This window comes from Sporanaerobacter acetigenes DSM 13106, assembly GCF_900130025.1.
Classification (GTDB): domain Bacteria; phylum Bacillota; class Clostridia; order Tissierellales; family Sporanaerobacteraceae; genus Sporanaerobacter; species Sporanaerobacter acetigenes.
Genome location: NZ_FQXR01000003.1, coordinates 117,353 through 140,230 on the forward strand (window position 1 = coordinate 117,353; position 22,878 = coordinate 140,230).

A 22,878-nucleotide genomic window follows, 5' to 3' on the forward strand; every position below is an offset into this window, starting at 1 on the left:
TTAAAATTGATATAATTATATTTCTATTTCTTCTTGATTAATTTTATCATTTAATCCCCTATATTGTGAAAAGTACATTTCAAGAGCTTTTTCTATGGTTTCTTCTATTTCACTTTGGTTTTGGCTTTCTTTGAAATATTTATTTATACTTTTTTTAAACTTGTTTGTAAATTTAATGCTTTTAGCTTTCTTTGGTTTATCAAAATATTTCCCTGACAATACCTCATAAGCTTTTTCATAAGCAAAGTTTCTACCCTTGGAGAAGGTTTTTAAGGTATCTGCTTTCTTTAAGTCCATCTTGTAACCTTCTTTTAGTATTTGTTCTACTTGCTTTTGTTCTTCTTCTTTTAGGAAAGATAAAGCTACACCTGCTCTAAAAGGTATTTCATTATTATCTAGTCTTATTTTTAATTCATCTATTAACATGTCAATTCTTAAATAATTAGATACATTTCTTGGAGATAAATCATAAGCCCCTGCAATTTTATCCCTAGTTTCACCTTGTGGGCACATTGTGCCTGAATTGGAGTTTTCCTCATAACCATCAATGTTTGACATCATTTCAATTTCATTTATTAAATCTATTTTTCTTTGTTTTTCTTCAGAAAATCCTTTCTCCAAATCAGCTCTTTTATCCTGTTCCTTCATTGCATTATGTCTTTCTGTTAATATTCTTGCTTTCTCTGAATGGCTTAATTCCCAAAATGACCTCTGAATTAAATTAGTTTCTGTTACTATTAACATTGCTTCTTCATCAGTTAGATCCTCTTTTATGACTACTGGTACTTTTTCTAGCCCTGCTATCCTTCCAGCATTTGCTCTATTATGACCTGAAAGTATTTCATATTTTCCATCTTTTAATGGTCTAACTATTAGCGGTATTATTATCCCATGTTCTTTTATACTTTCAACCATATCATCTAGTCTATTACCCTCATAAAGTTTAAAGGGATGATTTTTAAAAGGCATTAAATCAATAATTTTTAATTGTGTTATGCCTTTATTATCAACATCATCTGTTTTTAGATTTTCCTCGATCCCAAATAAATCATTTAAGTTAACTACACTAGGTTTTTTTGTCATATTATATCACCCACTCTCTGGCAAACTCCTTATACGCTCCTGCTACTTGATTTTTAGGATCATACTGAATAACTGATTGTTTATATAACATTGCTTCACCAGCTTTAACTGATATAGGTATCTTATTTTCAAATACTTTAATATCTAGATCATATTGATTTTTAATATATCTGGTACTCTCATTTATCGCCTTAACCATTTCTTTTGATAGATTAGTTCTTTTATTTAACATTGTAATTAGAATTCCATCTATTACTATGTTAGGATTTATTCTTTTCTTTATTAGATTTATATTCTTCACTAATAATCCTAATCCTTTAGCTGAAAGGTACTCAGGGGTTACTGGAATGATTACACTATCACATGCTGCTAAAGCATTTATTGTAAGAGTACCTAAAGATGGTGAACAATCTATTAATACATAATCATAATCTTTTTTTATTTCATCTATTATAGATTTTAGTATTGTTTCTCTGCTCATTACATTTACTAATGTCATTTCTATTCCTGCTAAATCTAAAGTAGATGGAATTATATCTAGGTTGTTTTTAATATTAACAATATAGTTCTCTCCCGTTTCTTTTTCTTCTATTGAATTAGCCATTAACGTGTATATATTAGTTTTATTATCTGCATTTATACCTACACTAGCTGTTAAGCTTGCCTGTGGATCAAAGTCTATAAGTAACACCTTCTTGCCTTCTTCTGACAAAGCATATCCTAAGTTTAATGCTGTTGTAGTTTTGCCAATTCCACCTTTTTGGTTTACAATTGCAGTTACTTTATTTTTCATACTAATTCTCCTCCCTTAATATTTTATCCTGAGCTATTTTTATAAAAAAAGACAAACATTTTTTATATGCTTGTCCTTCAAATAATAGATACTACTACTCACTGAATAAAGTGAATGGTTACATCTTATTTTATTGTTGTGTTTATGATACCTTAGCGAGTCCAATGGTTCCAATAGATATGAGATCATCTAAATCCTTTCCAGTATTTGTATACTTCTTTACGATATGAGCTACAAGTCTTAAATTTCTCTCTATTAAAATATTTCTTGCTTCCTCATCTCCTTGCTCATATAAATCTAAATAATGTTCTTCTTCTTCCTTGGTCAATGGATTTGGAAAAGAATTTGTACTGGAAATATATCCTGAAAAGATTAAAAAAGGGTTCAATAACCCCCCCAAAAAAAACCAAAAAGTCATGCTCATGAAAAGGCACCTCCATATTTCCCTTACTAAATTATATGAAGATAGCCCAATAGAAGTGCCAGTCCTATCTATTTTTTATCCATATTTCCCTTGCAATCTTTCCAAATATAGGAACAGCTGATTTAGACCCAGAAAATCCTTCTTCCACAAAAACTGTAATTACATATTTAGGATTTTCTCTTGGATAATATCCAGAAAACCAACCATGAATTGTATTTTGCCCATTTAAGATAGCTTGAGCTGAACCAGTTTTGCCACAAGCACCTCCTATATCTTCTAAATCTAGTTTTTTAGCCGTTCCCTTCAGCACTACTTCTGCCATAAATTTATTTACTATTTCACTATTTTCTTCAGATATGATTCTTTTTTCTTCATTTTTCTTAAATTCTTTCACCATATATCCATCTTCAGTGACTATTCCCTTAACTATTGACAGGTCTTTTTCAATTCCATTATTTGCAAGTATCATCATCATATTTGTCACTTGAAGAGGCGTAACTTCAATTTTTCCCTGTCCAATAGATATATTTCCCACAGATGGACCAATGAGTTCTTTTCCTTCTGGCAAATTTCCTTCGACTTCTTCAAGGAGCCCTATGTTTAGTTTTTTACCATAGCCCATCTTTTTAGCCATATCAATTATTTTCTTACTCCCCACTCTCTTGCCCATTTGAATAAATGTTGAATTACAAGATTTAGCAAAAGCATCTTCTGCCGAAATGTAGCCATGTCCATCCTCTTTGTTACATTTTATAATTAAATCATTTAATTTCTCAAAGCCATTGCAATAAAAATATTCATTTACTATGTTGGGATCTTCCTCCAGAGCAGCGAGGAGTACCACAATCTTAAACAATGACCCAGGAGGATAAGAAACTTGAATAGCTTTATTATAAAATTCCATATTATCTTTTTTTAAATAGGCATCTACATCATCTTGATCAAAATTAGGTCTACTTGCAATTGCCACTATATCTCCAGTATCTACTTCAGCTACTACAATAGCCCCATTGATATTTTTCTCATCCATAGCTTCTTCTACTATTTTTTGTATATGATAATCAGTAGTTAATTGAACGCTATTAGGTTTTCTCAATTCTTCGTTTTCTACTACTACAAATCCACCACCAGGTATGACTCTTTTTTTCTTATTATCTACTTCAAAATATATAGAGCCAACCTCATTGTTTTTAAGTACATCGTCAAATACTTTTTCAATACCACTTTCTCCGCTATTGTCACTTCGCTTTATATAACCTATGACATGGGATAATATATTCATTTCACTATATCTTAAAGTCTTTTCAGCAACAAAAATTCCTTTAGGTAAATTTTTATTGCTCAAGGGTCTTTTAAGTGGAAATTCTAAAATCTTCCAAGAATTATTGTCAGTAATGCTTTTTTTATCTGCATATGTATATTTCATTATGAATTCCATGCTTTCTTCATTATCTATAACTTGATCTTTTATAACAAACATGGTTGAAACTCTATTTCTGTTAGTCAAAGGAATAAAATTTCTATCATATATAATTCCTCTAGAAGGATATACTTTCACTTCCTTTGCTCTTTGTCTTATAGCTGCTAACCTATATTCATTAGATTTTGCAGTTTGAATCCACAACAGCCTAAATGTCAAGATTACAAATATAAAAAATGACAACATTGCCAATCTCAATATTTTATTTTTAATTGGATCATTTCTCTGACTCCTCATAAAAAAACCTCCATTATATTGGTATAGATAGTATTTCCAATTTATAATAGAGGTATTATAGTTTTATTCATTTATTATAGATTTTATTTTCGTAACCATTATATCTATAGCTACTTTGTTATATCCTCCTTCCGGAATTATAATATCTGCATATTTCTTAGTTGGCTCTATAAATTGCATATGTGCGGGTCTCACTGTACTCATGTACTGATCAATAACCGAATTTAAATTTCGTCCTCTTTCTTGTAAATCCCTAGTGATACGCCTTATAACTCTTACATCTGAATCTGTATCTACAAATATTTTTATGTCCAATAAATTTCTAATTCTTTCATCGTACAATATTAGTATTCCTTCTAAAATAATAATATCTTTAGGACATACAGTCACAGTCTCTTTTTTTCTATTATGTATTTCAAAATCATAAATAGGTTTTTCTATAGCTTTTCCTTCCATGAGCATATTCAAATGCTCTATAAGCAAGTCATTGTCAAAAGCAAATGGATGATCATAATTTGTCTTTTTTCTCTCATCAAAAGTTAAATGGCTTTGATCTTTGTAATAAGAATCTTGCTCAATGATTACCACATTCTTATCTTCAATGGATTTATAGATTTCTTTTGAAACAGTACTCTTTCCAGAGCCTGTCCCTCCAGTAATTCCTATAATTATAGGTTTTTTCAACTATATCAATCCCTTCTTGGTATTCTTATGATATCCCATTCTTGAACTGGTCTATCCATCTTCATCTTTACAATCTGCTGTGGATGGGGAGCCACATCTATGCTATTTCCTTCTTCATCCCACATATTTTCTATCTTTTGTGTGAAAAAATCCTTATTGGGTCCAAAAATTTCTATTTCATCACCTAAGAACATTCTATTTCTCTGCTCTATAGTAGCTATTTTAGTTTCTTCATCATAATCCAATACAAGTCCCACAAAATCATATTCTCTAATGTAAGAGCTGCTGGTATACACTTGGTCTTCACCAGTAGGTTTGTTAAAATAAAATCCTGTAGTGAAATCTCTATAACTAGCTTTTTGAATTTCATCTAGCCACTTTTCTTTATATTTATATTCATTCCCTAATCTAAAATACTCATCTATAGCCATTCTATAGGATCTAACTACAGTAGCTACATAATATTGACTTTTAACTCTTCCTTCAATTTTAAAACTAGAAATGCCTGCTTCTACTAATTCGGGAATATGGTCTATCATGCATAAATCTTTTGAATTAAATATAAAAGTTCCTTTCTCGTTTTCATATATTGGATAATATTCACCTGGCCTTTTTTCCTCCATGAGTGTATACTTCCATCTACAAGGATGAGCACATTCTCCTCTGTTGGAATCCCTTCCTGCCATATAATTACTAAGCAAACATCTACCTGAATAAGATATACACATAGAACCATGAACAAAAGCTTCTATTTCTAAATCTTCAGGCAATCTATCTTTAATTTCCTTGATTTCATCTAAAGATAATTCCCTTGCAACAACTATTCTTCTAACTCCTAAATCATACCAAAACTTTACGGTTTCATAATTTGTGGCACTGGCTTGAGTACTCAAATGTATTGGCATATTTGGAGAAACTCTTCTGACTATAGAAAAAACTCCTGGATCGGCTACAATCACTCCATCTATATGAAGTTTTTCTAATTCAAGGACATACTCATCTAAGCCAACTAAATCTTCATTGTGTGGAATTATATTTAAAGTCACATATACTTTTTTCCCTCTTTCATGAGCAAAATTAACTCCCTCACCAATTTCTTCAATAGTGAAATTTTTAGAAGCTTTCCTTAATCCAAATTCTTCTCCACCCAGATAAACTGCATCTGCTCCATATATAATTGCCATCTTTAATTTTTCTAAATCTCCAGCAGGAGCTAATAATTCTAATTTTTTCAACTAAATCCCTCCTTCCTTATAAGTTATAGCTACGCCATCTCCCAAAGGCAAAACGCTTGTTATAAACCCTTCTAAATCAGAAATATGCTTTAAATATTGTCGCATTCGCTTAACTATTGTTTTTTTTCTCCTAACAACCAATTCATCACTGGCAACCATTCCTTTATATAATACATTGTCAGAAACTATCAATCCTTCATCATTTAAAAGTTTAGAACAATTTTCAAAAAAATCTAAATAATGACCCTTTGATGCATCTAAAAATATAAAATCATATTTATCAATTAAATTTGGCAGTATCTCCTCTGCCTCTCCTTCAAGAATTTCTATTTTGTCACTATAAGATGAATTATTTATGTTTTTAATGGCTATATCAATCATATCTTGTCTTTTTTCAATGGTTGTAATATTCGCTTTGCCTTGAGTTCCATAAGCCATAATCAATGACGAATATCCAATAGCAGTCCCAACTTCCAATATATTTAAAGGCTTTTTCATTTTTAAAAGCAATATTAAAAATTGTGCCACTTCAGGATGAATTATGGGAACATGATTTTTATCGGCATAACATTCCAATTCCATAAAAAATTCAGGTTTGTCAGGCAATATACTCTTTATGTATTCTTCAATATACTCCTCGTTTATATTGTTCAACTAAATCTCTCCTTTAATTTGTTACATAAATAATACGTGGAATTCTACCACGTATTATTCCATATTCAATGCAAAAATACTATTTTTTCTTTTGAGCATTGATATGATCTTTATAATTCGTTGAAAATGTATGAGTTCCATCTCCATTAGATACAAAAAACAAATAATCTACATCAGCTGGATGCATAGCTGCTTGAAGGGACTTAAGTCCTGGAGAAGCTATAGGTCCAGGTGGCAAACCCTTATGTGTGTAAGTATTGTAAATTGAATTTATTTTTAAATCATTATAAGTCAATTTTTCTTTTCTCTCTCCCAATGCATATTGAACTGTAGCACAGGATTCTAAAAGCATGCCTTTTTTTATTCTATTGTAAAACACCGCAGAAATAATATCTCTTTCCTCATCAACTTTGGCCTCTCTTTCAACTATAGAAGCTAAAGTCACCATCTCGTTTAAAGACAATTCATTATTAGTTAAATTGTCTTTAATATCATCTTCATAAACTTCTTCAAATTTATCCAACATTTTTTCTATTATTTCTTCTTCTGTGGAATCTATTTTTACGGTATAAGTAGCTGGAAATAAATAGCCCTCTAAACTTTGTTCTTTTGGTACAGCTTTCAGAAAAGGATACTTGTCCCCATATTTTCTAGCATTCTTTGTCAAAGCCATAAATTTTTTTTCATCTACCAAATTCATTTCCGCAAGTCTACTTCCAATTTGCTTAAGCTCAAATCCTTCAGGTATGGTAAATTTAACTATATTTTTATTTTCTCCTCCCATAGAAAGATTCTCTATGATTTGACTTACATCCATACCTGTGTTTAATGTATATTCTCCAGCCTTCAATTTCCCATCAAGGCCCAGATTTTTAACTACATATCTAAATACATTTTTATCTTTAATTAGACCTTCTCTTTTCAATATGCCCGCAATTCTTGCTGTACTGCTCCCCATAGGAATATCTATATCAATATCTACAGGATTCTCAGATGAAACTGATTCAAGACTGTTTTTATAATAAACCCTCATTCCTATAAATATGAACAAAAGTAAGAATAAAAATATTATTTTATTTTTCTTCCCCTTTTTTTTATTTGCACTTTCTGACACAAAATCTCCACCTTTTTTTAGTTTTTACTTATTTTATTATACAATCATTAGCTTTTCATTACAAGAACTATGTCCCAAAAACAATGATTATTTATTCTTTTGTCTAAATATATTGTTATATGCCATAAGTATGATATTCCCAAAAATGGCCACTGAAGCCAGTTCTCCTCCAGCAATCCCCAGTACAGTATACCAATAAGGCACCTTGGTAAAGTAAGACACCCATATAGATATTATGAATCCATTTAATACAACAGGTGGAAAAATTCCAAAAATCTTATTTGGCATTTTGCTTGTCAGATAAGCTGCTAAAAGAGTCACTAAACTACCACCAACAATATCTATAAGTCCAAAGCCAGATACAGAAGCTAATATCAAATTTGAAATAAAGCATCCTACAAAAACTCCTGGTACAGCAGCACTTTCTACTAGAGGCAACAAAGTCAAGCCTTCAGCTATCCTTAATTGGATAGGTCCAAATGCTAACTGTCCAAGGGGAATTTGAATAGCAACCAATACAACATATATGCCTGCAATTAGACCAGCTTTAGTTAAATATTTAGTATTCATTTTAAACCCCCACAAGCTTTACTTTTCTTCTATATCTACATTTACAGCTTCTTCGATTATATCATAAATATCTGCTATCAATTGAGAAAATCTCATCTCAGCCATAAAATAATCTTTGATATCTGGATTTAGCATAAGTACATCTTGCAATTTCTGTACTTTTTCTACCTTTTCTTCAGATACTTCATTTCCTGACAATTGTTCCATCTGAATTTCAAAAGCTCTTTGTCTTAAATCTTCAATCATTTCCTTATTTTTTTCGTTTAAAAAAGCTTTCTTTTGCTTTTCAAGATATTCCTTGTACTCATCAGATTCCTTTATAGATTTTGCCAATCTATGAGCTTCATCATAAGCATTCATTTTATCTCCTCCTAATTAAATATTTAACATAATTGGAACCAATATCGGAACTAATGTAGATAAAATCACTCCCGTAATAAAAGCCACTACTGCTGTTTGAGAATTTGTAGATTTGGATATAATTGGGAGAGACGTATCCATTGCTGTTGCTCCACAAGGAGCAATACTTTCTAAAAAGCCAATATGCTTTGCAACTGTTGGAACTATTATAAGTGCTATTATTTCTCTAAATACATTGGTTAAAAAAGCTATAGCACTTAATTCATTTGAATAACTAGCAAGTATCATGGCTGACAAACTATACCATCCCAGTCCTGCTCCAACAGCTCCTGCTTCATTTAGAGGCATCTTTAAGAAAAAACCTCCTACTATACTACCAACAATGCTACCAACAATGATCATCAATGGAACTAGCAATATCTTAAATCCCATTTTTTTGAGATTAGACAACACATTTTTTTGCTTTCCAATATCCATTCCAACAAAAAACAATAATAAACATAGTCCAATATCTATTACAATATCTGTATATTGAAAAAACCAAGATGGCAATAAAAAATATCCTATGCCAATTCCTAGTCCAACAGATAAAATAATTTTAAGACTCATGGGACTTTTCCTCCTCATCAGCTATTATAAATTTTCTTACCAATCTTACAAAAAATACGCTAAAGACAATTGAAAACACAGCTAACAACAACGCTTTAGCCCCAATAGTAAAAAATGAAGAAATCACTTTATCATCTAATCCTATTCTTATTCCCATGATAAAAAGAAGAAACAAGAGACAAATATTTTGTATAATTCCAAGTTTGCTATTAAATTTTTCACTTATCAAATCCTTATATCCTATCATGCCTCCAATTATAAGTAATGCTAAATATAAAATAAGTCTTACCCCCATAATGTTCCTCCTTTAAAGTTTAGTATCTATTTGGTTATTAATTATTATACTATAAATAAATAAGATACTAAAGAGAAAGCCGCATTTTTATACGACTTTCTCAATTAAACATATTTTTTACACTTCCATGATGATAGGAAGTATCATTGGATTTCTCTTTATTTTCTCATATATGAATCCTCTTAGACCATCCCTTATATTGGACTTTAATGTAGCCCAATCAGTTATGTGATTTTTCACACATTCATCTAATACTTCTTTCACCACGGCTCTAGATTCTTCCATGAGATCTTCAGATTCCCTCACATAGACAAACCCTCTTGAAATAATATCTGGTCCTGCTATAACAGTACCATCTTGTTTACTGATAGTCACCACAACTACAATCAAGCCATCTTCAGAAAGATGCTTTCTATCTCGAAGCACTATATTTCCAACATCCCCTATACCCAATCCATCAACCAATATGTTCCCAGAAGTGACACTTGGGCCAAAATGAGCAGAATCAGGGGTGAATTCTATCACAGATCCATTTTGAGCTATAAATATGTTTTCTTTATCCATTCCCAATTCTTCTGCCAATTGAGCATGCCTCTTTAAATGTCTGTATTCTCCATGAACAGGTATAAAATATTTAGGATTTACAAGAGTATGAATGAGCTTTAATTCTTCTTGACAAGCATGGCCTGATACATGAACATCAGCCAAAGACTCATATATTACATTTGCCCCTTTTTCCATCAATTGATTTATAACTCTGGAAACAGTTTTCTCATTTCCAGGTATAGGAGTTGCTGATATTATAACTAAATCTCCAGGAACCAATTCCAATTTTCTATGTTCAGAATATGCCATTCTTGATAAGGCTGACATAGGTTCACCTTGGCTACCAGTGGTTATGACAACTATTTCATTATAGGGGAAATTGTTCATATCATTTATATCTATCAATGTGCCATCGGGTATATTTAAATATCCAAGTTCTAATGCTACGTTTATGACATTCACCATACTTCTTCCTGAAACTACAACTTTTCTACCAAACAATACAGCTGAGTTTACAATTTGCTGGATCCTATGAATATTTGAAGCAAAGGTTGCAACTATAATTCTTTGATCTGCCATCAAAAAAATATCATTAAAAGTAGCTCCAACAGTTTTTTCTGACATTGTATATCCTGGTCTTTCTACATTTGTACTATCTGCTAAAAGAGCAAGAACTCCTTTACTACCTATTTCAGCAAATTTATGCAAATCAATCATATTGTTATTTATAGGTGTATAATCAATTTTAAAATCCCCAGTATGAACAACAGTGCCAATAGGTGTGTGTATTGCCAATGCAACAGAATCAGGTATACTATGTGCAGTTTTTATAAATTCAATATTAAAACATCCCAAATTTATAATGTCATTTGGTTTTATTATATTTAATTTTGCATTAGTTATATTGTGTTCTTTGAATTTATTTTCCACCAATCCCAAAGTCAATTTAGTTCCATAGATAGGGACATTTATTTTTTTCAGAACATATGGCAACGCTCCAATATGATCCTCATGCCCATGAGTTAGGACTATAGCCCTTACTTTTTCCCTGTTTTTCAATAGATAAGTTATATCCGGTATGACCATATCTATTCCCAACATTTCATCTTCAGGAAAAATAAGACCACAATCTATCACAACAATGTCATCATTGTATTCTATAACCGTAATGTTTTTTCCAACCTCTCCCAATCCGCCAAGAGGTATTATTTTTAATTTGTTATTTCTCTTTGCCAAACTATAATCACTCCTTTAATCATTAATTTTCCCAATTAATATCATAATTAGTATTCTAAATATTAATTTATTGATCGCTACAAAAAAATAACCCCCATAAGGGGATTTATTTTTGACAATTTTTTTGACAATCTTTACAATACCCAAAAAATTTTACATTGTGGTCTACTATTTTAAACATCCCTTCCCTTTCAATCTCATGTTCAAGATTTTCTAGCAAATCTAATTTGACTTCGTACACTTTGCCACAACCTAAGCATATTAAATGATGATGATGATGATCCGTTGTATTTGTATTTATTTCATACCTATTGCATCCATCATCAAAATTCATCTTTGAAACTATGTTCAATTGTTCAAAAAGTTGTAATGTTCTATAAACCGTTGCCAATCCTATCTCTGGATATTTGTCCTTAACAATATCATATATTTCCTCAGGACTTAAATGGCTCCCCCTATTGTCTATAATAACATCTAATATAGCCCTTCTCTGCGTAGTAAGTTTATACCCTGCTTCTTTTAATATCTCTTTTATACTATCAGCATTGATATCCATCTTTTCACCTGCTCAATCATTCTATATATAGAATACATATATATAAATTAAATGTCAACTATTCTGTTTACTTTTATTGCATATTTTCTTTAACAATAGTTTCATAAGCAAGTATTACATCATCTAATTCTTCTTCATCATCTATGCCTATAAGATACACTTGACCATCTGCATCACGCTCAATCCTCAAAATAAAAGCCTCCCCTTCCAAATCATCAGCAGGAAACAATACAGCATAGTCAAAATCATCTAATCCAAAAGTAGCAGAAATTTCAAACTCCTTTTCCTTCCCCATCTCATCTATAAGGACTATTTTTTCATCCACCGTATTCACCCTCTTCTTATCTTCTATCTAAAAAAGTCTGCAATATATAAGTAGCAGCTACTTTATCAATAACTTTTTTCCTTTTTTCTCTACGCACATCTCCATCTATCAACATACGCTCAGCAGACACAGTAGTCAATCTCTCATCTTCTAAGACTATCTCAATATTTAAAACTTTTTCCATTTTTTCAACAAAATTTAAAACTTTTTGACCTTGAGGTCCAATAGTATTGTTCATATTTTTAGGCAAACCAACTACTACTTTGCTCACATTGTATTGATTCACAATATTTTTTAACTCTTCCATATCATTTTTGATACTAGTTCTTCTAATTGTAGTTACGCCTTGAGCAATCAAACCTAAGGGATCACTCACTGCAACTCCTATAGTCTTATCTCCAACATCTAGCCCTAATATTCTCTCCATAATCATTCTCCATTTAAATAAATTCTATTCATTTACCAAATATTCCATCATCGTATATATAAAGAAAATCATTATTAAATTCATTGCTAATGCAGCTAAGATTATACCAGAATCATTAACTAAAAATCCTACTATACTTCCTACTATGCCACTTGTGAAACCTATAAAAAGATATTTGTTTTTATTGAAAATATCCCTTATTTTATCTCCGAGTACTGTAGTTATCAACACTTGACAAAAAATATTTACATATAGCGACTTTGTCCAAATAGAAGAACCAACTAATTTTATATTCATAATTATTTTCCTCAATGCAATATTGTTGGCAATGCTATTTCCATCACTATTCATCATCATAATAGTTTTGCCTAAATGTGTAGGATTAGGATTAAATTTAATATCTATAAAAGCCATGGCCATAACAAATAAAATAGTTAAAATGCCCATACTCAATATTTTTTTCAAACTCATTTCCCTATCTAAGCTTTCCATTATAAAATATAGTAGTGCAAAAACTATTGAAATAGTTCCCCCTACATTAGCGCCAAGTTTGGGATGCCCTACTATAATGGCAGATAAAAGCAATAAAATATATGATATAAACTTATTTCCACCTTTATTCAAAATCATACTTAAAAAAACTGTCGTGGCACCTAAAAATACTCCAACCAGCTCGTTCCCCAACCCAAAATATCTAGCCCCAATGGTCGGGTCGTGACCCAGCACAGAATATCTAGCTAGATTGCTTCCGCTAAACATATCCACAATAATGATTACATAAATAAGTCCAGAAATTAAAATTGCTTTATTGTTTCCCTTCAACTTACATGCAATAAATATAAGGGAAACCATCATCAATAAAAGAGTCAATATAAATTGGATATAAGTATCCCATTTCCCAAAAGAAACCAACAAAAATCCTACCGGCATAATCCCTATTGTAATTAAAAAAAGTTTTAATGTTTTATACAAATTGTTCTTTATTTTAATCTTTAAAACTAGTACTATTGTAGCAAATAATATACCAATTATAGATATTGTACTATATATACTTAACAGATAAAATCTGCTTCTTGAAACGATATCTATTCTTTTACTACTATTTAAAATAAATTCAAGATTTTTAGTATTTTGCTTGTAATCAACTGTATTGCCTGACATTTTTTCCCTAGAAGCATTTAGAAAATTTGCAATTGTAGGAGCTATATCTATATTTGTTATAACACCATCTCTTTTGGTAGTCGATGAAGTAAGTATCCCCTTAGGTATATTGTTTCCCCATATAATTGCAGGTGAAATTTTTGAATTTTGTATTCTTTCTTCTCCACTATTAGGACTTAATATGATAAGAAGTGAATTATCTTTATCGATCCCCTCTATAAGGTTTTCTAAAAATACATCTATCCTATAAAGTATTTCTGTTCTATGCTTTTCAAACATTTCATCTGTTAATTCACTACTATAAAAGCTAAGTCTATCTAAATCTCCAGTTTCTATGACTATAAGAGATGATTCATCTTTTACTTTGCCTATCTCTTCAATCAATTTGTCATAATCAGTCCTAAAACCATAAGGTGCTTCACTATCTGCAATCAGAACACTGTCTACATTTCCAAAGTCAATCAATCCCCTTGAATCCATAGGTATTAGACTACTTGGCCTATATACTTTGTCAATGGTATCTGCATTTCCAAATATAGCGGTTTTAAGTTTATCCTCATGTAAACTATCTCCTAAAGCACCTATATATGGTACATAGGTGTTTTCCTTATTGGATTCTATTATTTTATTTAAATTTGTATTCCCTACTTCATAACTTCCTTCTATAGGAGCTATCCTTCTCTCATAGACTTCTACATTGTTCTCATTTAAATTGTAGACTTTGGCCCCTTCGTCGGTAGTGTAAGCTTTTTTTGAAGAATTTATAGTAAGAAAACTTTCTGGTCCTTTATATCCATATAATCCTTTAGTATTCATAAGTCCAATAGAACCTTCATCAATAATTTTTTTAAGCTTGGGCATATTATCAATATCTTCTAGTGTATATTTATTCATAACAACTATATATACAGTTTTTTTACTATCTTTATTCTCTTCAGCAAAACTATATTCATTTGTAAAAATAGAAAAAACAATCATTAATATAAAAAACCAAATTATATATTTTGACTTATGCAATTGAACCTCTCCTACTTTTCATTCTTCTCATTTTTTAAATAGTATTTTAACAATTCTTCAATTAATTCATCTCTCTCAAGCTTTCTTATTAAACTCCTGGCATTGTTATAGCTAGTTATATATGTTGGATCTCCAGATAATATATATCCAATCATTTGATTGATAGGATTGTACCCTTTTTCTTCTAGGGCTTCATATACAGTTAAAATTATATCTCTAGCCTCATTTACATTTTCTTTTGGTGGTTCAAATTTCATAGTTTCATTAAAGTTGTTGTTCATAAAAACACCCCCTTATATATATATACCATAAACTGTTCATTATATACACCCTTTTAAAATAAATATTAGCCAAATAAATGGCTAATATTTATTTTAATTTATTATTTTTTTAATTGTCCTTTTATAAGACTGTCTACCAACTTTAAAGCTTCATCTATCTTATTTGAATCCTTCCCACCAGCTTGTGCCATATCTGGGCGACCACCACCGCCGCCGCCAGTAGTTTTAGCGACTTCCCTTATGATATTTCCTGCATGAAGTCCCCTATCAACTAAATCTTTTGTAACCATAGCTACAAAAGATATTTTGTCATCTATAACTGAAGACAATACAACAACTCCAGAATTTAAATGACTTTTAACCTCATCACCTAAATTTCTAAGGCTATTCATGTCCATGCCCTCTGCTCTATAAGTGACAACATTTATATCTTCTACCATATGCTTTTGTTTTACAACATCTTCCGCTACCGAAGAAGCCATTTTGGATTTTAGAGATTCAATTTCCTTTTCTTTTTCCTTTAGTTCTTCTGTTAATTTTCTTACCTTTTCTTTTATATCTTTTTTGCTTGTTTTAAGTATGGATAAAATTGAAGATGTATTTTCTTCTAATTCCATTAAATATTCATAAGCTCCTCTTCCAGTCACAGCCTCTATTCTTCTAACTCCTGATGCTATACCGGATTCACTCACAATTTTAAATAATCCTATACTACAAGTATTAGTTACATGAGTTCCTCCACATAGTTCTTTGCTGTAGTCATCCATTTTAACCATTCTGACTATATCTTTGTATTTTTCATCAAATAGTGCCATTGCTCCAAATTCTTGTGCTTCTTTCAAACTTGTTTCAACTACATTTACTTCTAATTCTTCCAGTATTTTTTCGTTAACTATTTTTTCTATTCTATTTAAATCTTCATTTCTAATAGCTTCAAAATGCGTAAAATCAAATCTCAACCTATCAGGCAATACTAGTGACCCTGCCTGATTTACATGTTCTCCCAAAACGTCTTTTAAAGCTCTATGAAGTAAATGAGTAGCAGAGTGATTTCTTGCAATATCTTTTCTTCTTTTTTCATCAACTGCCGCAAAAATTTCTTCTCCTTCTCTTATTTCTCCACTTTCTACTTTTACTAAATGAAATATCACATCTTCTTTAGTTTTCTTTGTATCTAAAACATACGCTTTAAAATTGTCATTCTCAATTGTTCCTGTGTCTCCTACTTGGCCTCCACTTTCTCCATAAAAAGGAGTTTCACGGAGAAGAACCATCCCCTCTTCACCTTCATTTAGGGAAGAAACTTTATTATTATCTTTAAATAATTCAATAATATTAGAATTTAATCTAGTATGTTCATAGCCTTTAAATACAGTATCGTATCCTTTAAATCTTTCAGAAATTTCATCTTTCCCCCAAGCTCCTGCACCAACATCTTCTCTCGCTTTTCTAGCCCTTTGTCTTTGAGCTTCCATTTCCATATTAAACTCTGCTTCATCAACTTTAAATCCTATTTCTTCTAAAATTTCTCTAGTCAAATCCAGTGGAAAACCATAAGTATCATAAAGTTTAAATGCCTTATCTCCATCTAATACAGTTTTATTATTTGCCTTCATTTCTTCTACATATTCTTCAAGTATATGAATACCTTGGTCTATAGTTTCTCTAAACTTTTCTTCCTCTGATTTAATAACTTTCTTTATCTGTTCTTCATTTTTTTCAATTTCATTATATTGATCTTTCCAAATATCAATTACTTTAGATGAAAGATTATATAAGAATATATCTTCAATTCCAAGTAACTTTCCATGCCTTGCAGCTCTTCTTATAAGTCTTCTAAGCACATATCCTCTACCTTCATTACTTGGAAGTATACCATCAGAAACCATGAAAGTCATAGCCCTTATGTGATCAGTTATAACTCTTATAGATTCATCTACCTTTGGGTCTTCTCCGTATTTCTTTCCGCAAACCTTTTCTACTTCTTTTAATAAACTATTTACAACTCCAACTTCAAATATATTTCTAGCTCCTTCAAGCACAGCTGTTATTCTCTCAAGACCCATTCCTGTGTCTATATTTGGATTTGGAAGAGGATTGTAATTGCCAAACTCATCTTTATCATATTGGGAAAACACTAAATTCCAAACTTCTACATATCTATCACAATCACAACCGGGTTTACATGTAGGTTCTCCACATCCATATTCTTGTCCTCTATCTACATAGATTTCTGAACACGGTCCACAAGGGCCAACCTCAAGCTCCCAAAAATTGTCTTCTTTCCCGAGCCTAACTATTTTTTCAGCTTCGATACCTATTTTCTCATTCCATATTTTAAAAGCCTCATCATCATCAGTATATATAGTCACCCAAATTTTGTCTTTAGGTATCTCTAATCTTTCAGTTATAAATTCCCAAGCCCATTCTACAGCCTCTTCTTTAAAATAATCCCCAAAAGAAAAATTTCCGAGCATTTCAAAAAAAGTAGCATGTCTATCTGTTTTACCTACATTTTCAATATCTCCAGTTCTAACACATTTTTGACAAGTTGCAACTCTTTTTCTAGGTGGAACATTTTCCCCAGTAAAATACGGTTTTAAAGGTGCCATACCTGCATTTATTAAAAGTAAGCTCTTGTCATTTTTGGGAACTAACGAAAAACTATCTAGTACTAAATGATTTTTTTCCTCAAAAAAATCTAAAAATTCTTTTCTCACTTCATGTAATCCAAATTTTTTCATGCCATATACACCTCGCTTATATCCTTGAAAAATTTATTATTACAAAAAACCCGTCCTAAAACAAAAAAGGACGAGTACCAATTTCTGCTCTATACCTAGGATTATAATTAAAAAATTTTCAATTGTCAACAATCTAAGTTTTACTGCGACTTTCTACAAAATGTGAATATATAATTTTTAGTATTGCAACCACAGGTATAGCAAGAACCATTCCCAATATGCCAAAAAATCTTCCTCCAATTATTAAAGATAACATAACAGTTACAGGATGAATTCCAACACTTTCTCCAACCACTTTAGGAGTTATTATATCATTTTCTACTTGTTGTATAATAGTAAATATAATTATTACCCACAAAGCTTTAATAGGGCTTTCCAAAATAGCAAAAAAGACTGCTGGAATTATTCCTATGACTGGACCAAAATAAGGTATTATATCCGCAAGTCCTGCAAGCATACCTATGATGAATGCAAAATTAATCTTTAGTAGAGCTAAAGCAATAGTTGTACTCACACCCACAAATATACCAACTATGACTCTTCCCCTTATAAACTGACCCAACATAGTATCTATTTCTTTAAATAAATTTATCATTTCATTTCTATGGGATTTTGGAATTGTCAAATAAATTTTTTTCTTAAAAAACTCTTTGTCTTTTAAAAAATAAAACGAAATGATGGGTATAATGGCAATGATAAATATTTTAGAAAACATGTTTATAGTTTTATCTGCAAAATTAGAAAACCATTTTACAACAAAACTTTCAATGCTTTCTAAATTTTCTTTAAACACGTCTTTTATTCCATCTAGCTGAGGAGGTAAATTGTCTGATTTTAAAAAACTACTATTATTTATATTGTATAAAAAATTATCTACCTTTTCTAAATAAATTGGCAAAACATTTCCTAAATTTTTAAATTCTCTTATTATTTTAGGTAAGAATGTAAAGAAAATAATAGCTAATATAGCTATAATGAAAATATAAACTATAATCACACTCCATAACCTGGATATTCCTTTTTCTTCAATGAATTCAACTATAGGATTAAACAAGTAGGCAAAAATTAAAGATAAAATTGTTATATTTATTATTTCTGATAAAAATGGATACTTTTTTATCAACATATATAAAATATATAATATAAGTATACATATAAATATAGTGACTAATTTCTTATTATTTATTTTAATTTTCTTTTCTTCATCTACATATCTATTTCCTATATTTATTATATAATATATAATGACAAGAATGAGTATGCCAATGAGAATTAAAATATTTTGTTTTATATTTTCCCAAAACATCATCTATATCCTTTGATATAAGTTAGGCAGCTAAAGCTGCCTAACCCCAAATTGAACTTATTCCATTTTTAATATTTGACATAGTCCTCTTGGTATTTCTTTTCATTTTTCTTCTTTGTTTAGAGTCCATTCTTGAAGCTGCATATATTCCTGTTGAAACACCTAATATTGTTCCCATCATGGCTCCTCTACCGAAACCATTCTTCATTTTTATCCTCTCCTTTTTTTAATTCTATGTTTATTGTTCCTAATTTTCACTGTACTAATTCTAGTAGTTTTTTGTAATAATCTTTGTTTTTGCTAATAATGTCTTTTATATTTTCTCCAAATATTAAACTATCATCATTTATCTTTATATTCCCTATATTGGGTATGAAACTCCTTCCTCTAGATATGTCTTCCAGCAACCCTTCTGTAATGATATATCCAATTAACTTGCCATCATTAAAATCAAACAGCAAATCTTTTACCATTCCTAAACATTCTCCATTCTCTGTATAAACTACTTTATCTATAAATTTTATCTTTTCAGCCAAAATATATTCCTCATCTTCTAAGTCCTCAAATTTTATGATACTATTTGAGTTTGCCATAATAATATCTTTTTTAAATGAAATTATTTTATTTAATGGCAAAATATTTTTTTCTTTTATTAATTTCCCATTTTTAATTGCTATACTTGTTAAACTGTCTAATCTTTTTGACAATATTGCATCGTATACTTCCCCAATCGTTTCTTTATTTCCATCATCTAATACTTTCATACCTATTAATTTTTTGTATTTAATCAATTTTATTTCCTCTTTTCAAAATATAATTTAATATTATTATTTCACATAATAAAACAAATATTAAAGGCTGCTTAAAATTTTAAGCAGCCTTTAATATTTCTATTCTTATATTTCTTCACCATGAGGATCTTCATCTGGATCAAAATCTTCAAGTCCATCTATATGAACATTGTTCTTTTTTGAATAATCTAATAAAGCTGATTTTATAGCTTGTTCTGCAAGTACTGAACAATGCATCTTAACTGGTGGCAATCCATCAAGAGCCTCAGCAACAGCTTTATTTGAAATTTTCATTGCATCATTTATAGACTTGCCTTTAATCATTTCAGTTGCCATACTTGATGATGCAATAGCTGAACCACATCCAAAAGTTTTAAATTTAACATCAACAATAATATCGTCTTCTATTTTTAAATACATTTTCATGATATCTCCACATTTTGGATTTCCAACTTCGCCTACTCCATCCGCATCTGGAATTTCTCCAACATTTCTTGGATTTCTAAAATGATCCATTACTTTTTCTGAATACATTATTTCTCCCCCTTTATTTTTTCGTATAATGGTGACATGTCTCTAAGTCTTTGAACTATTGGTATAAGTTTTTCAACTACATAATCAACTTCTTCCTCTGTATTAAAATCACCCAATGTAAGTCTCAATGAACCATGAGCTATCTCATGTGGCAATCCTATAGCTAGCAATACATGAGATGGATCCAATGAACCCGATGTACAAGCAGAACCACTGGAACCTGCCACACCTTCAATATCTAAGCTAAGTAACAAAGATTCACCTTCAATATACTTAAAACAAAAGTTTGTGTTTCCAGGTAATCTATTGGTTGGATGCCCATTTAATCTTACATCATCAATATTGTCAAATATGCCCTTTATAAGCCTTTCCCTTAAATTGATGAGTTTTTCATTGTGTTCATCTAAGTTTTCATATGCAAGTTCTATAGCTTTACCTAACCCTACAATTCCTGGAACATTTTCAGTCCCTGCTCTTCTATTTTTTTCTTGAGCTCCACCCTCTATCAAATTATCAAGTTTAACTCCTTGTCTAATATATAGGGCACCTACACCTTTTGGTCCATGAAATTTATGAGCTGACAATGAAAGTAAATCTATATTTAATTCATTTACATCTATTTTTATATTTCCTATAGCTTGAACTGCGTCAGTATGGAAATATATACCTTTTTCTTCCGCTATTTCACCAATTTCCTTGATAGGCTGTATAGTTCCAATTTCATTGTTAGCAAACATTATTGAAATGAGTATGGTTTCATCAGTAATTGAATTTTTTAATTGTTCAATATCAACTACACCATACTCATCAACATCCAAATAGGTAATTTTAAACCCTTGTCTTTCTAAAAATTCACATGTATGAAGAACTGCATGATGTTCAATTTTTGATGTAATTATATGATTTCCTTTGTGTCTATTAGCAAACGCAATTCCCTTTATTGCCCAGTTATCTGCCTCAGAACCGCCACTAGTAAAATAAATTTCTTTTGCCTTTGCACCTAAAGCTATAGCTACTTGTTCTCTAGCTTTTTCAACAGCGTTTTTAGATTGACCACCTAGAGAATATATGCTAGATGGGTTTCCATACTTTTCACTAAAATAAGGTAACATTTCAGCTAATACTTCTTTTTTTGTAGGAGTTGTAGCTGCATTATCCATATAAATATAGTTTCTCATGACAATTCCCCCTAAACTTCTAATTTCTTATTTGCCATCATAGTATTATGTTCATCAACCATATCCTGCAAAGTAATAGAATCAACCACATCATCTATACTATCCCTAATTCTTGTCCACACAAGTTTTGTCACACAATACTCTGCTTTTTCACATTTAAACATATCGCTATCAAGCACACAATCTGCTGGTGCCATATCTCCTTCTAAAGCCCTCAAAATATTTCCTACAGTAATTTGATCTGGAGACTTAGCTAATAAATAACCGCCTTGAGCTCCACGAACGCTTTCAAGAAGCTCATTTTTTTTCAATGTGGCAACCAATTGTTCTAGATAATTTTCAGATATATCTTGTTCATCAGCCACATTTTTCAAAGGAATTGGACCTTCCCCATAGTGAAGTGCAAGTTGAAACATCGCTTTAAGCCCATATCTTCCTTTTGTAGATAATTTCATTTTTTCACCTCTTTTAATCCCAACTGAATTACTTGGTTTTCTTCTATAAGTATATTATACCCTAGTAATTTTGTCAACATTCATTTAAACAAAAAAAGAAGAGCAATTGCTCTTCTTTTTTTGTTATTCCTCAAGTTGTGGAGGGAAAAAATCTGGGAATGGCTCATATTCAAAATCTTCACAAATATCACCAAATTCTTCACACTCTCGTGGTTCTGGGCAAAAATCAATAACAGGTATCAATAGCTGAACCTTTCCAACGACTTTAGTTATAATAAATACTCCTACAGCAAAAGAAACTTTTCCACTAGCTACTATAGGTGTACCCAAAACTTTCGAACTAGTTTCAACCACTATATCAAAAGTAAATTCGTCTCTGGCATCTGGTATAAACAATTTTGTATCTTTTAGTATATCAGGTAAAAACTTTTCTACACTAGTTCCATCAGTAAAAATAATTTCATATGGTATTCGCAATGTAAATCTCACTCTTTTAAAATTAGGTTGATTTTCTATATCTGTTACAATTAATGTATTTGGCACTATAAATCCCGGTTTAAACCGAATAGCTTGAAATGTTTTTCCACCTAAATCCGCTTCAATTTTGGGAAAACAATGCCTTTGCTGACAGCTATCATATACTTTATCAGCTATTATACAATCAAATTCATACTCCATTTCATTTGTATCAATTCCATTAATGACTTTTTTAAATTCATTCATGATTTTCACTCCTTTCTTTTAATAAAATAACTTCTTCTTACATATTATGAAATAAGAAAA

Annotated in this window: 26 protein-coding genes; all 26 read right to left on the bottom strand. The window is 30.6% G+C overall.

Annotated elements, in window-relative coordinates; translation table 11 throughout:
* Positions 1-15: 15 nt before the first annotated feature.
* Complete coding sequence (locus BUA21_RS02885) at positions 16-1,083, bottom strand: ParB/RepB/Spo0J family partition protein (protein ID WP_072743169.1); 1,068 nt, start codon at positions 1,081-1,083, stop codon at positions 16-18.
* A gap of 1 nt (position 1,084) precedes the next feature.
* Positions 1,085-1,876, bottom strand: coding sequence for a ParA family protein (locus tag BUA21_RS02890; protein WP_072743170.1), 792 nt, complete (start codon positions 1,874-1,876; stop codon positions 1,085-1,087).
* 142 nt (positions 1,877-2,018) lie between these two features.
* Positions 2,019-2,264: a sigma factor gene (locus BUA21_RS02895; protein WP_234973668.1), complete on the bottom strand. Its 246-nt coding sequence runs from the start codon at positions 2,262-2,264 to the stop codon at positions 2,019-2,021.
* 100 nt (positions 2,265-2,364) lie between these two features.
* The gene (locus BUA21_RS02900) at positions 2,365-4,017 is read right to left on the bottom strand and encodes a peptidoglycan D,D-transpeptidase FtsI family protein (RefSeq protein WP_072743171.1); all 1,653 of its coding nucleotides are present in this window, start codon (positions 4,015-4,017) and stop codon (positions 2,365-2,367) included.
* Positions 4,018-4,080: 63 nt separating this feature from the next.
* On the bottom strand, positions 4,081-4,701 hold the full coding sequence (udk, locus tag BUA21_RS02905; RefSeq protein WP_072743172.1) for a uridine kinase: 621 nt from the start codon (positions 4,699-4,701) through the stop codon (positions 4,081-4,083).
* 5 nt (positions 4,702-4,706) lie between these two features.
* Positions 4,707-5,936 (bottom strand): peptidase U32 family protein, encoded by a 1,230-nt coding sequence (locus BUA21_RS02910; protein WP_072743173.1) that lies wholly within the window; start codon positions 5,934-5,936, stop codon positions 4,707-4,709.
* On the bottom strand, positions 5,937-6,590 hold the full coding sequence (locus tag BUA21_RS02915) for an O-methyltransferase (RefSeq protein WP_072743174.1): 654 nt from the start codon (positions 6,588-6,590) through the stop codon (positions 5,937-5,939).
* Positions 6,591-6,669: 79 nt separating this feature from the next.
* Entirely contained in the window at positions 6,670-7,704 is a 1,035-nt protein-coding gene (mltG, locus tag BUA21_RS02920) for an endolytic transglycosylase MltG (RefSeq protein ID WP_072743175.1), read from the bottom strand.
* Positions 7,705-7,791: 87 nt separating this feature from the next.
* Complete coding sequence (locus tag BUA21_RS02925) at positions 7,792-8,274, bottom strand: QueT transporter family protein (protein ID WP_072743176.1); 483 nt, start codon at positions 8,272-8,274, stop codon at positions 7,792-7,794.
* 18 nt (positions 8,275-8,292) lie between these two features.
* Entirely contained in the window at positions 8,293-8,634 is a 342-nt protein-coding gene (locus BUA21_RS02930; RefSeq protein WP_072743177.1) for a YlbF/YmcA family competence regulator, read from the bottom strand.
* A gap of 15 nt (positions 8,635-8,649) precedes the next feature.
* A complete protein-coding gene (locus BUA21_RS02935) occupies positions 8,650-9,243 on the bottom strand; it encodes a LysO family transporter (protein WP_072743178.1) in 594 nt (197 codons plus the stop codon).
* Positions 9,233-9,538: a LysO family transporter gene (locus BUA21_RS02940; protein ID WP_072743179.1), complete on the bottom strand. Its 306-nt coding sequence runs from the start codon at positions 9,536-9,538 to the stop codon at positions 9,233-9,235. The genes BUA21_RS02935 and BUA21_RS02940 overlap by 11 nt, the downstream gene beginning before the upstream one ends.
* Before the next feature lie 117 nt (positions 9,539-9,655).
* Positions 9,656-11,320, bottom strand: a complete 1,665-nt coding sequence (locus tag BUA21_RS02945; protein WP_072743180.1) for a ribonuclease J — start codon at positions 11,318-11,320, stop codon at positions 9,656-9,658.
* Positions 11,321-11,426: 106 nt separating this feature from the next.
* Positions 11,427-11,876 (bottom strand): Fur family transcriptional regulator, encoded by a 450-nt coding sequence (locus tag BUA21_RS02950; RefSeq protein ID WP_132995765.1) that lies wholly within the window; start codon positions 11,874-11,876, stop codon positions 11,427-11,429.
* A gap of 73 nt (positions 11,877-11,949) precedes the next feature.
* Positions 11,950-12,201, bottom strand: coding sequence for a DUF1292 domain-containing protein (locus BUA21_RS02955; RefSeq protein WP_084604115.1), 252 nt, complete (start codon positions 12,199-12,201; stop codon positions 11,950-11,952).
* A gap of 16 nt (positions 12,202-12,217) precedes the next feature.
* Positions 12,218-12,628, bottom strand: coding sequence for a Holliday junction resolvase RuvX (gene ruvX, locus BUA21_RS02960; protein WP_072743181.1), 411 nt, complete (start codon positions 12,626-12,628; stop codon positions 12,218-12,220).
* Positions 12,629-12,652: 24 nt separating this feature from the next.
* Complete coding sequence (locus tag BUA21_RS02965; RefSeq protein WP_072743182.1) at positions 12,653-14,806, bottom strand: alkaline phosphatase family protein; 2,154 nt, start codon at positions 14,804-14,806, stop codon at positions 12,653-12,655.
* An 11-nt stretch (positions 14,807-14,817) separates the two neighbouring features.
* A complete protein-coding gene (locus tag BUA21_RS02970; RefSeq protein WP_072743183.1) occupies positions 14,818-15,087 on the bottom strand; it encodes an IreB family regulatory phosphoprotein in 270 nt (89 codons plus the stop codon).
* Between the two features lie 101 nt (positions 15,088-15,188).
* Positions 15,189-17,831 (bottom strand): alanine--tRNA ligase, encoded by a 2,643-nt coding sequence (gene alaS / locus BUA21_RS02975; RefSeq protein WP_072743184.1) that lies wholly within the window; start codon positions 17,829-17,831, stop codon positions 15,189-15,191.
* A gap of 133 nt (positions 17,832-17,964) precedes the next feature.
* Complete coding sequence (locus tag BUA21_RS02980) at positions 17,965-19,137, bottom strand: AI-2E family transporter (protein ID WP_199228954.1); 1,173 nt, start codon at positions 19,135-19,137, stop codon at positions 17,965-17,967.
* A gap of 40 nt (positions 19,138-19,177) precedes the next feature.
* The gene (locus BUA21_RS14650) at positions 19,178-19,345 is read right to left on the bottom strand and encodes a hypothetical protein (RefSeq protein ID WP_158281635.1); all 168 of its coding nucleotides are present in this window, start codon (positions 19,343-19,345) and stop codon (positions 19,178-19,180) included.
* Positions 19,346-19,391: 46 nt separating this feature from the next.
* Positions 19,392-19,928: a PRC-barrel domain-containing protein gene (locus BUA21_RS02985; protein WP_072743186.1), complete on the bottom strand. Its 537-nt coding sequence runs from the start codon at positions 19,926-19,928 to the stop codon at positions 19,392-19,394.
* 105 nt (positions 19,929-20,033) lie between these two features.
* Positions 20,034-20,462, bottom strand: coding sequence for a Fe-S cluster assembly scaffold protein NifU (gene nifU, locus BUA21_RS02990; protein ID WP_084604116.1), 429 nt, complete (start codon positions 20,460-20,462; stop codon positions 20,034-20,036).
* On the bottom strand, positions 20,462-21,640 hold the full coding sequence (gene nifS, locus BUA21_RS02995; protein ID WP_072743188.1) for a cysteine desulfurase NifS: 1,179 nt from the start codon (positions 21,638-21,640) through the stop codon (positions 20,462-20,464). The genes nifU and nifS overlap by 1 nt, the downstream gene beginning before the upstream one ends.
* A gap of 11 nt (positions 21,641-21,651) precedes the next feature.
* A complete protein-coding gene (locus tag BUA21_RS03000) occupies positions 21,652-22,095 on the bottom strand; it encodes an RrF2 family transcriptional regulator (protein ID WP_072743189.1) in 444 nt (147 codons plus the stop codon).
* Between the two features lie 123 nt (positions 22,096-22,218).
* Positions 22,219-22,818, bottom strand: coding sequence for a hypothetical protein (locus BUA21_RS03005; RefSeq protein WP_072743190.1), 600 nt, complete (start codon positions 22,816-22,818; stop codon positions 22,219-22,221).
* Positions 22,819-22,878: the final 60 nt, after the last annotated feature.

Excerpts from the sequence above, each read along its gene's own strand:
- BUA21_RS02885 (WP_072743169.1), bottom strand. The coding sequence starts at position 1,083 with ATGACAAAAAAACCTAGTGTAGTTAACTTAAATGATTTATTTGGGATC.
- BUA21_RS02890 (WP_072743170.1), bottom strand. The coding sequence starts at position 1,876 with ATGAAAAATAAAGTAACTGCAATTGTAAACCAAAAAGGTGGAATTGGC.
- BUA21_RS02900 (WP_072743171.1), bottom strand. The coding sequence starts at position 4,017 with ATGAGGAGTCAGAGAAATGATCCAATTAAAAATAAAATATTGAGATTG.
- BUA21_RS02925 (WP_072743176.1), bottom strand. The coding sequence starts at position 8,274 with ATGAATACTAAATATTTAACTAAAGCTGGTCTAATTGCAGGCATATAT.
- BUA21_RS02930 (WP_072743177.1), bottom strand. The coding sequence starts at position 8,634 with ATGAATGCTTATGATGAAGCTCATAGATTGGCAAAATCTATAAAGGAA.
- BUA21_RS02935 (WP_072743178.1), bottom strand. The coding sequence starts at position 9,243 with ATGAGTCTTAAAATTATTTTATCTGTTGGACTAGGAATTGGCATAGGA.
- BUA21_RS02940 (WP_072743179.1), bottom strand. The coding sequence starts at position 9,538 with ATGGGGGTAAGACTTATTTTATATTTAGCATTACTTATAATTGGAGGC.
- BUA21_RS02950 (WP_132995765.1), bottom strand. The coding sequence starts at position 11,876 with ATGGATATCAATGCTGATAGTATAAAAGAGATATTAAAAGAAGCAGGG.
- ruvX (WP_072743181.1), bottom strand. The coding sequence starts at position 12,628 with ATGGAGAGAATATTAGGGCTAGATGTTGGAGATAAGACTATAGGAGTT.
- BUA21_RS02970 (WP_072743183.1), bottom strand. The coding sequence starts at position 15,087 with ATGAACAACAACTTTAATGAAACTATGAAATTTGAACCACCAAAAGAA.
- alaS (WP_072743184.1), bottom strand. The coding sequence starts at position 17,831 with ATGAAAAAATTTGGATTACATGAAGTGAGAAAAGAATTTTTAGATTTT.
- BUA21_RS02980 (WP_199228954.1), bottom strand. The coding sequence starts at position 19,137 with ATGTTTTGGGAAAATATAAAACAAAATATTTTAATTCTCATTGGCATA.
- BUA21_RS14650 (WP_158281635.1), bottom strand. The coding sequence starts at position 19,345 with ATGAAGAATGGTTTCGGTAGAGGAGCCATGATGGGAACAATATTAGGT.
- nifU (WP_084604116.1), bottom strand. The coding sequence starts at position 20,462 with ATGTATTCAGAAAAAGTAATGGATCATTTTAGAAATCCAAGAAATGTT.
- nifS (WP_072743188.1), bottom strand. The coding sequence starts at position 21,640 with ATGAGAAACTATATTTATATGGATAATGCAGCTACAACTCCTACAAAA.
- BUA21_RS03000 (WP_072743189.1), bottom strand. The coding sequence starts at position 22,095 with ATGAAATTATCTACAAAAGGAAGATATGGGCTTAAAGCGATGTTTCAA.
- BUA21_RS03005 (WP_072743190.1), bottom strand. The coding sequence starts at position 22,818 with ATGAATGAATTTAAAAAAGTCATTAATGGAATTGATACAAATGAAATG.